A 12,098-nucleotide genomic window follows, 5' to 3' on the forward strand; every position below is an offset into this window, starting at 1 on the left:
TAGCCTCACCTTGTGATCGCGCGTTTGACCAACGCGCGACCTTTTTGGCTGAGGAAGTAGGTGCGCTCAATCTTGTTCTCTGCAAAAACCTCCACGAGATTCAAGCCCGGCGTTCCCTCGCTACGCAAGAGCAATAACGAGTTCAAAACCTTGTTCGTCGCAGAGTAAGACGATTCAACTTTTTCCGAAATTTGCGAGCACGTCGACCCGGGGTACGAAGCCACCGCAAAGAGCGCCATTATTTGCTTCGTGGTAATGTCGGTAGCAACCTCACGCCTAATGTCGACAATTGTTTCAAGCAGGGTAATAGTGTTAATGGTCATAGGAGTTGAGCGATCTGCAGCATTGCTCCTTAGTTCCCTGCAGCCAGGCGGATACGATCTGCGATTCGGCTTGCTGTTGCGATAGCAACATCATCGGCGGACGTCTCCGCGTACACTTTCTGCGAAAGGTCCCGGAATTTTGCTTGAGGATCGTGGCCGCTTACTTGGTATTGCCTCAGCCTGTTTACAACGAAGAGTCGACCAAGTGCATAATCAGTATCAAGCCGGCCTAAAAGGCTTTCAGTCCTTCGCACAACTTCTGCTCGCGATTTCGCGTTGTCGATATCCAGAAGACCAACGACTGTAGGTATATCTGGATCGAGATAGGTTTCAGGTACAGAGGAGCCATTCATGCGTGGGTTCATTTTGCACACAAAAACCAGCGCGCATATCGCCGCGTACATCTCTACTTTTTCTTCTTTGGTCAGCTGTGGCATATCATCAGGTTCCATATACACGCGTGACCCAACGCTCTACGCCAATACGATGCATCTCTGTACTTGCCGCTTCATACGTGCGGAATTGGCGTACTTTCCCTTTTTCGGTATGCAGGACACATTCTTGCACAGAGCCGTTATCACCCTCTGTTAACGCTGAAATGTGGATCGTGTCGGCGTTAACGTTGAAGCATGGGGCATACAAATGTCCGCGCGCATGCAACCTTACGGCCTCTTTGTGGGTAATCGCCTTCAAGCAAAATCCTGAGCGTTCTCAACGTCGTAGTTTCATACTTTATCGAATGGTATGTCTGATCGCGCCGCGTTGCCACTGCTTTTCTCGCATTGACTGCATAATCGGCGGTTTTACGCCTATTTTTCGACGTGAGGCATTCAGCTTGCTGCACTTTTGGCCTATGCTCGTTCTGGATGACAACAGCCAATCTACTACAAGACGACGAAATCGTTCTGAGTCGCTGGCGCCCAGACGTGGTGGAGATGCCCATGGGTATGGTTGTGTGTTCAATGGACCTCGATCTTCTGCCTTCGCTCGTGGACGAATTTCTGGCCGGTCATTCACTCCGGTCATGCGCCTCTATTGAGGCTCTGTCCTACAGGCAGTTCCTGATCCAGTTTTGTGTAGACTATGTGAAGTGTGTTTCGCCGCTGTCCGGGGGAGCTCCTGGAATGTCAATGATAAAGTCGGTGAAGTCGATTGGCCTTGACTGGGCAGTTGGCGGGATGGCTCTCAACAGAAACACTGCAGCCACACTGGATCGTATGTTGCCTATCTGGAATTACGGCAGCGACGCTTCCGCATCATCTCTTACTGCTGCGCTCGAGACCGGTCTAGAACTAGGTGCTCTTGAAGATATCGACCGTTACAGGAATTTAATCCAAGCTACAGCATACTTCGCATTCCTGGTTGGTTGGAAGCGACGATTCCCCGACTTCATTGGCATGCTGGAGGCATTCAATTTCAATCTGGGAGGGGCATTGCGCGCATCGACGCGAAAAGAGATCGGAGTCATCTTCGCCGGATTGCTTTGCGACAGCTTGTGGGAGCAGGACGCCCGCTATATCTTGGCCGCCTCATTCCCAGAATTTGCAGATGTTTTCTACGCGATGCCGGATCACAGAGTGCGAGAGGTCTTGTCAGCCGCTGCGCCGTTATCTGCCATTCAAGACGCCTGTAGTGGCGCTTCTGCTGAAGTCGACTACCTAGCTCACGCCCAGTCGGTCGTTGATGAAACCAAAAAAGCACTGAAAACGCGATAAAATCTGGCATTTGGTGTGCCTACACACCACGTCTATGGTCCATGCTTGTGTCTGCTATGGCATTATAGCTTCGGGAGGACGCGGCTATCCAACGACCAGATTCAAAAAAACTTCGCGAAGAACGCAAAACCCTCGATTACTGCCTCGGTGATCGTTGCACTTGCGCCCAGGCGGAGCCGGTTGTGGCGCTTTTACAGCGGGAAATGACCTACATGGCCATGCTCGCGCGGATACAATCAAAGAAGCATTTCCTTGAAAGGGAGCAATTTTTAACGAGTGTGCTCCGGCTGATGCCCGATGGCATTACCTCAGAGCAAGACGTAGAGGAATTCATCCAGCTTCAGCTGGATGCGAGTACAGGTTATTACCTGATACAGTCATCTGCCCCAGAAGTATATGGGAGCGTACTTGAGGACATTGGGCGCTCGTCTATAGACCGTGATCTTCATGATGCAGGAATAGTTTCTGATCAAGTCGACCAGGATATGGTCGAAACCCTGAAAGTGTGCAAGACATACGCCAGAGAAATAGGCGGGTCAGAGGGGCTTGCTTCTGTTCGGCGGGGTCTGGCCTCTGTCAGATCTGCTTTTCGAGAAGGGATACAAACGCCCAAGGCGCAACTTGCTGTTACGAGCGTGGTGCTAGGGGTTAGTATTGCTACTGGTGCTGGGGCGATCGTACCCTCCGTATCCCTTGCGCAAAAACTTCTGCGAACCAAGCACGGTAAACGAGTGTGTGAGGCTATCGATAAAAACACTCGGTCCTTCTTGTGCGCGAGAGGATATGAGCCTGATCTTGTTGACAAGCTTAAGAAGCCGATAGATGAGCTGTGGGAAAAGGCAACGGGCACGAAGGTCGGCAAGTTGAGCACTGTTTTATTGATCCCCATACTGTCGAGTGCACTCGATGGAGCTGAGTTTGTCAGTAAAACGGCTGACGCATTAAGGGAGGCTGGCTCCTTAATCGCTGACGCCTACAATTTTCTCCGAGAGAATGTAGTTGATTTGCTCGAGACGTCAGCAACAGAGGCGTCACGACCTATCAGTTTTTTCAGCAAGTTTTCACTGTCTAGCTGGGTTGAGGACTCGCTGCGAGTGAAGGGCTGCGAGATTGGTCCAGTCGGGATCGCTGATTTCCTCAGTTCGACAGTAGACCCCACCCCGAACCCCGATCAGAGTATTTTCCACGGGTTCTTTTCCGGGTACGAAGCTGCGCTGAATAGCGACAACGCCATCTCCGTCTCTGCCGCATGGCCGATTGAAGACGTTGCGTCCGCATACGCAGATAGCATCGCAGGGGGAGCCGCGTCAGGCTCTGTCGTTGCTGATATAATGTCTAAATCTAACGTAGTAGCCGGCGTGTCTGGCGCTAATAGCTCCTATGTCCTACCGCCCCCTGTCGATTTCCAGCTGAGTGAGACTCTATCAGTCCCCCCGTCTCCGGACGGCCCCTCTGTCGGAGCTGGCTTGGCAAGCGCTCCGACAAAAGCCGGATTCGTCCCGTAGAGGCTCTGACAGAGGCATTTAGACTCAGAGTGTCCAAAAAATAACGAAATATTGCGAAAAACATGTTTATTGTTGTTTTTCGACTTGAGGTTATCGCGCCCCGTTGCGCATACTGTCGCCTGTCATTAAGACATTTTTCAACGGCCAGACAGTCACAGGGGCACGAGCTATGCCAGAAACACAAGAAGCCAATCCTTGCGCGGGAAAACGGATACTTGTTGTAGACGATGCGAAAACCATTCGACGTCTCATGCAACACAAGCTGACCCAGCTTGGATGCGAAGTCAGTCTCGCGACTGATGGATTTAAGGCGCTTGCGGTTCTGCGAAAGCAGAAAATAGCCAAGCAGCCGTTTGACCTCATTTTTCTCGATATTCAGATGCCTGACATCGACGGGTATGAGTGTTGCACGCTGATCAGAAACCAGGATAGGAACGTTCCAGTGGTCATGCTGTCGTCAGCCGACGGCGTTTTTGATATCGCGCAAGGCACCGTTAGGGGTGCAAACGGTCATGTCACGAAGGTGCCGACAGACGAAGTGCTCCGAGAGACTGTTATGAAGTGGGCGGTCAATAAGGGGCAGTCTGAGGCGTCTGGCTAGTAACGATGGATGTCGCAAGAGATCAATTTGAGCTTCTGTCTTCTTTTTACGAGACAGGAGCGGCGCCCTCTCCGAAGGGCAAACCGCCAGAATTGACCTGGTACGGCACAGAGATTGCCATCGCTGGCACGCCCATACTGGTCGATGGGATGAGCTTTGATGAGGTGATCGAGATACCGTCTCTGACTCCGGTGCCTGGAACAAAGCCTTGGGCATCTGGCGTTGCTTCACATAAAGGCGCTGTCTTGCCATTCGTTGATGGCGACATCTTCCTGCACGGTGAGGCGGGGCGAGGCAAGCGCAGAGAATATGCCCTCGTCGTGTCGCGGCCCGGGTATCACTTCGCTTTGACATTATCCAAAGTCATGGGCGGCCGTGAACTTCTTTTGGAAAAACGGGTTGACAGTATTCCGAAGGCTGTCGCCCCCGCTGGGATACACCGGTTTTGCGTTGGCGGGTACGAGCGCGATGACGCCTTTTTGCCGGTGCTGGATCTCGACAAACTCGTCGCTGACGCTGACTTTGGCAGCGCCGCCGCAAGTACTTCGAAACCATAGGGGATTGAAATGAGCAACATGAAAAAAAGTACCTCGAAGCTCGGGGTTGGCGTCGGCGTGATTGGCCTTGTCGTTTGCCTTGGTACGGCCGGCTATAACTGGCTAGAAGCGGAGCGCGCGTCTCAGCAAGATGAGCGGTTGCTGCGTGAGGTTGCGAACCTGCGTCTGGCGCTCAACGAGTCGTCATCTGCCGCGCGACTTACGGTCTCTGGTGATGAGAGCGCCTTCGCTACGATGAATGCCGGCGTAGGACGCATTTCTCAGTCACTGGACACGCTGAATAATGCGGGGCTCACAGCTGATGTGCGGAAAATTCGAGCAGAGACCAATGAACTGCAGTCTGCTGCTGGTACGTTGAGCGATGCTGAGCCGAGGATTGCTGCCATCAATGACGTTTCGAGGCAGCTTGAGCTGGCAATTGAGCCAATTCAGGCTCAATTTGTCGCAATCGTTGACATTCTAAGGGATACAACCGACAGCACAGAAACGCTGCTGTCGGCACAGAATATGCTCTGGACGACGGAGCGTATCGCCGCGAACATCGAAAAGATTCTGGCAGGTGGTCAAGGCTCTCAGGCTTCTGCTGATATATTCAACAAGGACGCCGCAGCGTTCCAGCGCACGGTTGATGCGTTACGGAAGGGTAACTCGCTTATCGGCGTAGAGCCCATCACTGACCCTGATGCCAAAGCGAGCCTCAATGAAGCGGTTGAACTCTTTAGTCCTGTATCAGAACAGATCGAGACAATCTACCAGTCCGCGCCGGAGCTACGAAACGCTGCGCTGGCCCGCGATGTAATTGCTGCGGCTCAAGCGCCAATCGGCGAGCTGTTGGTGAGTCTCCCCGACTCCATTGAGTCCCTTAATAGTGACAAGCAGGCAAACGAGCGGAGCACACAGATAGGTGTTGTTGGAGCCGGCTTCTTCATCGCCTTGCTCGCGTTTTTCCTGCTTCAGGGCTCCAACCGGAGGCAGCGATACCAGAAAGCTGGTGTAGACGAGGTTACCGGGACGCTGAAAGAATTCGCAGATGGCGACTTTACCGTCAAGGCCAGCACGGACAATGAGGGTACGGCCGCAATCGCCTCGTCTCTGAACAGCGCGGCGCAGACGCTCAAAGGTACGCTCGGCAGTATGGTGGCCAAAACGCTCGAGGTTGTGAAATCTTCAGTCGAGTCAACAAGGATGATGGAGGCCCAGGTCGAGCGCGCCAACACTTTGTCGAGCAGAATTTCGGAGTCGACCGCTACAGCGACTGAGATGGTACAAAACTCGCAGCAGATTTCGTCAGCAGCTAAAGCGCAGCAAGAGGTTGTGGCTGATGCTGTTAACGCAGTAAACGCTGGTCGGGAGACCATTCAACAAACGCTAAAAGGTCAGGATGAGCTGCGACAAACAGTACAAGCATCGAACAAGCAAGCGAAGTTCTCAGGGGAAGAAACTGCAGGAATTATCGCAGCGCTTTCTAAGGTTACGGAGCTTATTGGAAAAGTAGGCGTAATTGCGATCAACGCTCGCATCGAGGCTACAAAGGCGGGTGAGGCGGGCCTCCCCTTTACTGCGATTGCGAACGAGATTGCGAAGCTGAACGACACGGCGGCGGACGTTATTGCGTCACTTGAATCCAAGTCTAAGAAGGTAGAGACCGCAGCGGCTGAGGTAATCAACCTGTCAGAGCGGATGGTTGAGGCGGTGGTCTCGCAGTCTTCTAACCTTGATAGGGTGAACGAAAACCTTTCAAGTATTTATGCATTTACCGACAACCTCAAGGAGTCTGCTAACAACGTGGCATCATCTGCAGAGCAGTCCCGAGAAGCGTCGAACCATATGCTCGATCAGTTCCGGGATATGCAGAAGGCAAACACCGACATGACTGAGATGGCGCAAGCAACGAGAATGGAAGTGCAAGGCGTTGTGCAGAGTTCCCTGGCGATGCAGCAGGAAGTGACGCAGTTCAACATTGGTGAGGCTGCTGAGGAAATGTCTGTTGACAGCGACGACATTGATGAGCTGGAAGCGCCGCTGACGCAGGCTGAGGCTGAGGCATTGGAGGCGGAACTGGAGCGCGAAAGCAATGGCAATGAGCCTGAAGGCTTCTCAGACGAAGACCTGGAGGAGCTTAACGAGCTTACGCAGCAGGGACGCAGTGCGTGATAGACGCTGTTACAGATCGTAATATCGGCATTAATGGCATGTTCGACCTCTGCGAAAGGGTCCAGCATTATTCAGGCATCAGTTATCAGCGGATAGAGGGTGCCGTGGAGTCTGCGGTGCAACACCGCGCCGCCAATCGCGGCATGGAGTTGGCTGATTATGTAGACCTTATGCTGGGCTCTGCCAGAGCTTCTAGCTATGACAAGCGGCTAGAGTGGCACTGCCTAATTGACGAAATAACGGTTAATGATACTCGATTCTTTCGCGACTCCAACGCAATGCGTGTTGCAAAAGATCACATGGTGGAATTTTCCCGCAGGGGTGGCAGTGGTCGATATTACTTTTGGAGCCTTGGTTGTTCAACGGGCGCCGAGGTCTACTCGCTAGCCATGCTTTGTGAAAGCGTCATGCGGGATGCTGCGGGCCATTCACCCTTTCTGGGGTTTGGCTCTGACATCAGTACAACGTCTGTGGAAGAGGCAAAGCGCGGAGTATATATCGAGCGCCTCATGAGAAATGTGTCGCGCGACTTTCGACGTGCATTTTTCAATGAGCGAGCGGCAGGTGTTTACGAGGTAAACGAGCGACTAAGAGCAAATACAGCTTTCTTTACTGGGAACATCAAGGACACCGTCCGCGGACCGTTCGCGAAGTTGCATCTTATCTACTGCCAGAATGTTTTAGTTTATTTCGACGATGAGCTTCGGTTTTCTGTGCTAGATGCTTTAGTAGATTCGCTGGCCCCTGGCGGCCTGTTAATTGTCTCCGGCACCGATCCTCAGGGCTGGAATAACAAATATGTGCGCCCTATCGAACACGATAATGTGCGCGCCTTTCAAACCGAATTAGGGAGATAACCGTGGGTGCTGATGTAGATATCGTAGCAGTACAAAGCCTCCGAAAGCAGATTGAAAGCCAGGCAGAGATCGCGAAAAAGGCGTTGATGGAATACAACGCGGAAGTAAACAGGAATGATCAGGCGGATGCTCAGCTGTGCGACGATCTGCTCAAGAAATGCCTTATCGCGGTGTATCACATTGGATCAGCGTACAGCATTCTTGGTTTGAATAAGGGGATTCTGCTTGTCGAAATTGTTGAGTATTCGATAACGCTCCTTGCACAGAATAAGGTGATTGGCGAGCGGCGCGCTTTGACGATGGGCGGCATTCATCAAGCCATTGCAGTATTACCTGCCTACCTAAATCACGTACATGAGGTTCGCGAAGACACCGGTAAGGGTTTGTGCCAGTACGTTAATGATTTAAGTCGGTACACAGACAAAAAGCCCGTCCCAGAAGCGGTATTCTTCTACCCGCATTATCCTGACTCGGTAGCAATCACTGAATCGTCAAACCCTGATTCTGATGAGAACATCAAGTCAGCAGCACAAGGTATGGTGGTTGTCTACGTAGAGGCGGCAAAAGCTGTCCTCAAAAAGCAGCAGCACCGAAGAGAGAACGTGATTTTGGTCGCGCGATGCGCGAACAAGATGCGCAAACTCTTTGCGGGAACTGTAGCGGAACGGTTCTGGACTGTCATGATCGCCTTCTGTGAAGGCGTTGCTCTTGGAACGGTTATTCCCGACGAATGCGTTGCGGGTATTTTCAAGCAAGGTGCCGTCATTATAAAGCATGCATTCGAGCGGGGTGCGGATGTCAATCCCGACCTGGATTATGACGGTTTCACCCGCCAGATGCTCTATTACATCCTTAACAGTGCAGCTAACAGCCGCTATATAAAGCAGGTTAAAACCACGTTCGATCTGCATGAGGATATGTTTGCCGAGGCCAATGAAGGCCTCGTGCACACCGACGCTCTACTAAAAGCAATGACGTCGGCGCTCAACTACATGAACGATGTTATTGACTTCGTTCATAGTCATGCTGATCGCATCGCTGTGGATGATACGCGCCTGCAGATGGAGGGAATCCGAAATCTTCAGGAGGCTGGAGAGCGTCTTATTGGCGCCGGCATGTTCAACCAGGCTGAGCGGGTCGAAGAGCTGATGGGGCGCCTAGAGGCGATTCATGCTGGCGATGAAGAGGCGACCAAGTCATTCATTGTGGCCAACTTTGCAGAAGATCTTATACAGGTCAAAGCTGACCTAGACTACAAGATCAAAAACGGGGTTGGAGTTCCTTACGCCGGCCAAGCATTTGAGCTCAGGCAGAGCGTTGTAAAGGCAATGTTCTCTCAATTGGGCGGCGTTCAGGACATCCTGCACAGCGTATTTCGACGCAAAAACCTGACCAACACGCTTGCGCGGAAGTCAGACGCAGGCAGTGCAGAGCAACTTTCTTTGGCACTGCATCGCTTCCTGAACAAGCCCGAGGTGCAAGATGAGTTCCCTGAGCTTCGTGAACTGCTGTCGACCATAGATAGCGGGGAATATGAAGCTGAAGACGCGAGGAGGCTTTTCGAGCTTTCAGAGGGTTTCCTGAAAGCGTTGCCTGAGCAATCTGAAAAGAAGTGTATCCAGATGTGCGTGCATACGTTGACCGAGGTGGCGTACTCGGCAGGCTACGCAGAAATGACCCAGGAAGAGCAGGTTATAAAAAATTGCGCAGCATGGCTTGAGGCGGCGGGAGAAGCCGGTGAAGTCCGCGAAAATGATGCATTGCGTCTTTTGGCTGACTGTTTTGCGCACCTAACTGTATACCTGGAGCGTTCCATAGCAGATCCACTAGAAGGCGACGATAGCCACCTTCAGTCTGCAATAGTCGACTCGGAAAAGCTGCTTGAGCTCGTTGGCGATCTGGGCAAGGTATCGAGTGATGGCCTTAGTACCGAAACCGGTGCCGCCGAAATCGAAGATTCGTGTCCTGATGAAATTCGAGAGATATTCATCGAGGAAAGCTATGAGATTATCGACGACCTGACCAACTGCTTCCAGCAGTGGAAGGCGAATCCCGTGGTCGAGGATTCTTCGCTAATCGATATTCGGCGAAACTTTCATACATTTAAAGGAAACGGGCGCGCTGTTGGTGCTCTGGTCCTTGGTGAGTTGGGGTGGCGTGCTCAGGACATGTTAGACGCAGTTATCGACAAAAGAATAGATTTGGACGAAGAAACGTTTTCGTTGGTGTCTGATGTAATTGATGCCCTTCCGGGACTGGTTAAGTCGTTTGAGGATGAAGCAAGTTTCGATGCGTCGGGGGCGCGCGCGTTAACGAATCGCTGCAAGCAACAGGCACAAGCTGGGCTGTCGGATTTCTCACAGGCCATGGAATAAATCGTACGCACTATCGGTGAGGCGTTAGGAATGGATGAGAATCACGATGGCAAGCGCGAAGGCGATATTCTGCCTGATGCCTGGGGGCAGCGCGAAGATCAGGACAAAAAGCCGGCAGGCGCTTTCGATATCGAACCTGACCCCTCGACAATCAACAATGACCTCACTGATGGAGAGAAGCTGGTTGGTCGCCAGCACATGTCGTCGTCAGATAAACCTAATGTAGAGCCGTCGATTGGTGAAACGGAGGCGATCAGCTTCGATGTAACGGCGACCTCCAGGCCGCCTGAGACGAACAAAATCACAGAGCCCCAGGGAATTAGTGTGGATCTCGGCTACGTCTCGAAGCGGCAGCTGATGCACCCGATTGTTCCGGTTCAGGATGGCGAAGATATTTTCAAATTCGCAGATGACGACTGTCCTACGAAAGCGGATTTGATCGCCGTGAATCGCGCCATAAGGGCAGCGGCAGAAGAAGCGCATCGTAAGCGGCTTGACGCGCAGCGCAGAGAGCGGGCCTCAGAAGCCGAGAGTGATTCCCCTGCACCTAGACACGAGAGCGATACTCAGAATAAGGCTGAATTTCTTTTCGAAGACACCAAGGCGCAGAGGGAGGCAGAGCCACCACCAAAAGGCCCCGTGGAACTGCTACCCCTTGATGATGACGATATTGCGTTCGCCAGACAGATTAAGGAAGCGGCAGCTAATCAGCGTACGTCTGCTCCCGCCCAGCCGGGGGAGTCTGGGTCGGATACCAATCTCAATGACGCAGCTCCTTCGGCTGCGCGGTCCGTTGCAAATGAACTTTCCGAAGATGAGGTTAACGAACTCCAGCGTATGGCTGAGGAAGAAGTGCGCGCGGCTCAGCAACAAAGGAAAGGCAGTGGTGGTGATTGGGCGCAGCAGGACGAGGCCGCTCTGGAAGGATCATCTGGGGCTTCGGAAGAGGATGACGAGGTGATTGAATTGGATCTGCCCAGCGCCACTGCTGCCAGCCAAGTACCCAGCCCGGACGATGTCTCGCCACCACCGAGCGCAGAGCCAAATACATCGGATGACGTAGCTTTGCGCCCAGACGGAGATTCGTTGCCTGCCAGAGAGACTGGCGCTGATGCTGATGCTGATGCTGATGCTGATGCTCAAGATGACGTCAGTGATTTGCCCTGGCTGCAACGTGTGCTCCGGAAGATGGGTATTTATCGATCGAAACGTGTTTCAGGAAAAATTAAAAGAAAGTGGTGGCGTCGTGGATAGTATTAATCAAGAAAAGTTGTTGGCTTACTGGATACTCGATCATCCTGGGCTACGCGATTTATACCGGACGACGGGTAGCGACGGGGCGCGCTTCTTCTCTGCAATTCTGGAATCACTCTCTTTGTTCGACGCAATCGACGATCATTTTGATCTCGACGGGGATTTGATTAGGAACGCGCTAGATTATCTTGAGCATGCGGTTACATCCTCTGGCGCCTCGATCGATACAGATGATGGGTGCACAAATATCAAGTCATTCATCTCTGGGCAGTTGGATTCACCACCCGACGATGTGATCGCTGATTGGCGTCGCGTTAATCAAAGCGACGCCTCGCAGCATGATCCGGATGTTTCCTGCTCGCATGAGGACGTGGCGGATGGCGCTGACTTTTCTACGCTGGATAACGAGTCCTTCGATGCTTTGTTAGAGGCTAAGTCTTCAGAAACTGTGGACGACGATCTGTTGGGCTGGATTCCAGGTGCCGAATCGTCTGTTTTGCCCATTCTCCTCCGAAACCGTATTGCGGAACTCGTGGGCGGGGGCGGGGAGCCCCTAGAGGCCGCTCATGGTACAGATGTCGATGCAGGACGCATTGAGCTTCAGGTTTCGTTCAAGGTTGAAGTGATGGAGAGTTCCGAGACCGGTTTGACTGGATGGCTGCGTGCGTCTGACGTATTGGGCGAAGCTCCCGGCTTTACTGTGCGCCAACTACAGGCTCATTACTTTCGTGTACACGCCTTTGACAACGTTACTGCA

At 52.5% G+C, this 12,098-nt stretch carries 10 protein-coding genes; 8 read left to right on the forward strand and 2 right to left on the reverse strand.

The genetic code is table 11. The annotated features are described in order from the left end of the window. Positions 1-5: 5 nt before the first annotated feature. A complete protein-coding gene (locus A3709_RS11335) occupies positions 6-323 on the reverse strand; it encodes a hypothetical protein (protein WP_066054446.1) in 318 nt (105 codons plus the stop codon). A gap of 29 nt (positions 324-352) precedes the next feature. After that, positions 353-760, reverse strand: a complete 408-nt coding sequence (locus A3709_RS11340; RefSeq protein WP_066054448.1) for a hypothetical protein — start codon at positions 758-760, stop codon at positions 353-355. 504 nt (positions 761-1,264) lie between these two features. On the opposite strand from A3709_RS11340, the gene A3709_RS11345 reads away from it, so the two are divergent. From A3709_RS11345 to A3709_RS24535, 8 genes are all read left to right on the forward strand, one after another. Beyond that, on the forward strand, positions 1,265-2,038 hold the full coding sequence (locus A3709_RS11345; protein ID WP_066054449.1) for a hypothetical protein: 774 nt from the start codon (positions 1,265-1,267) through the stop codon (positions 2,036-2,038). 182 nt (positions 2,039-2,220) lie between these two features. Further along, the gene (locus tag A3709_RS11350) at positions 2,221-3,543 is read left to right on the forward strand and encodes a hypothetical protein (protein ID WP_066054450.1); all 1,323 of its coding nucleotides are present in this window, start codon (positions 2,221-2,223) and stop codon (positions 3,541-3,543) included. Positions 3,544-3,712: 169 nt separating this feature from the next. Then, the gene (locus A3709_RS11355) at positions 3,713-4,144 is read left to right on the forward strand and encodes a response regulator (RefSeq protein WP_066054452.1); all 432 of its coding nucleotides are present in this window, start codon (positions 3,713-3,715) and stop codon (positions 4,142-4,144) included. 5 nt (positions 4,145-4,149) lie between these two features. Next, a complete protein-coding gene (locus A3709_RS11360) occupies positions 4,150-4,701 on the forward strand; it encodes a chemotaxis protein CheW (RefSeq protein ID WP_066054454.1) in 552 nt (183 codons plus the stop codon). A 9-nt stretch (positions 4,702-4,710) separates the two neighbouring features. Next, positions 4,711-6,855, forward strand: a complete 2,145-nt coding sequence (locus tag A3709_RS11365; RefSeq protein WP_066054456.1) for a methyl-accepting chemotaxis protein — start codon at positions 4,711-4,713, stop codon at positions 6,853-6,855. Then, positions 6,852-7,712: a protein-glutamate O-methyltransferase CheR gene (locus A3709_RS11370; RefSeq protein WP_066054457.1), complete on the forward strand. Its 861-nt coding sequence runs from the start codon at positions 6,852-6,854 to the stop codon at positions 7,710-7,712. The genes A3709_RS11365 and A3709_RS11370 overlap by 4 nt, the downstream gene beginning before the upstream one ends. A gap of 2 nt (positions 7,713-7,714) precedes the next feature. After that, the gene (locus A3709_RS11375; RefSeq protein WP_066054459.1) at positions 7,715-10,087 is read left to right on the forward strand and encodes an Hpt domain-containing protein; all 2,373 of its coding nucleotides are present in this window, start codon (positions 7,715-7,717) and stop codon (positions 10,085-10,087) included. Positions 10,088-10,117: 30 nt separating this feature from the next. Continuing rightward, on the forward strand, positions 10,118-11,341 hold the full coding sequence (locus A3709_RS24535) for a hypothetical protein (RefSeq protein WP_066054461.1): 1,224 nt from the start codon (positions 10,118-10,120) through the stop codon (positions 11,339-11,341). Positions 11,342-12,098: the final 757 nt, after the last annotated feature.

The organism is Halioglobus sp. HI00S01 (assembly GCF_001635445.1).
Lineage (GTDB): Bacteria > Pseudomonadota > Gammaproteobacteria > Pseudomonadales > Halieaceae > Halioglobus > Halioglobus japonicus.

Coding starts and splice junctions, on each gene's coding strand:
- A3709_RS11365 (WP_066054456.1), top strand. CDS start 4,711: ATGAGCAACATGAAAAAAAGTACCTCGAAGCTCGGGGTTGGCGTCGGC.
- A3709_RS24535 (WP_066054461.1), top strand. CDS start 10,118: ATGGATGAGAATCACGATGGCAAGCGCGAAGGCGATATTCTGCCTGAT.
- A3709_RS11360 (WP_066054454.1), top strand. CDS start 4,150: ATGGATGTCGCAAGAGATCAATTTGAGCTTCTGTCTTCTTTTTACGAG.
- A3709_RS11335 (WP_066054446.1), bottom strand. CDS start 323: ATGACCATTAACACTATTACCCTGCTTGAAACAATTGTCGACATTAGG.
- A3709_RS11340 (WP_066054448.1), bottom strand. CDS start 760: ATGCCACAGCTGACCAAAGAAGAAAAAGTAGAGATGTACGCGGCGATA.
- A3709_RS11355 (WP_066054452.1), top strand. CDS start 3,713: ATGCCAGAAACACAAGAAGCCAATCCTTGCGCGGGAAAACGGATACTT.
- A3709_RS11345 (WP_066054449.1), top strand. CDS start 1,265: ATGGGTATGGTTGTGTGTTCAATGGACCTCGATCTTCTGCCTTCGCTC.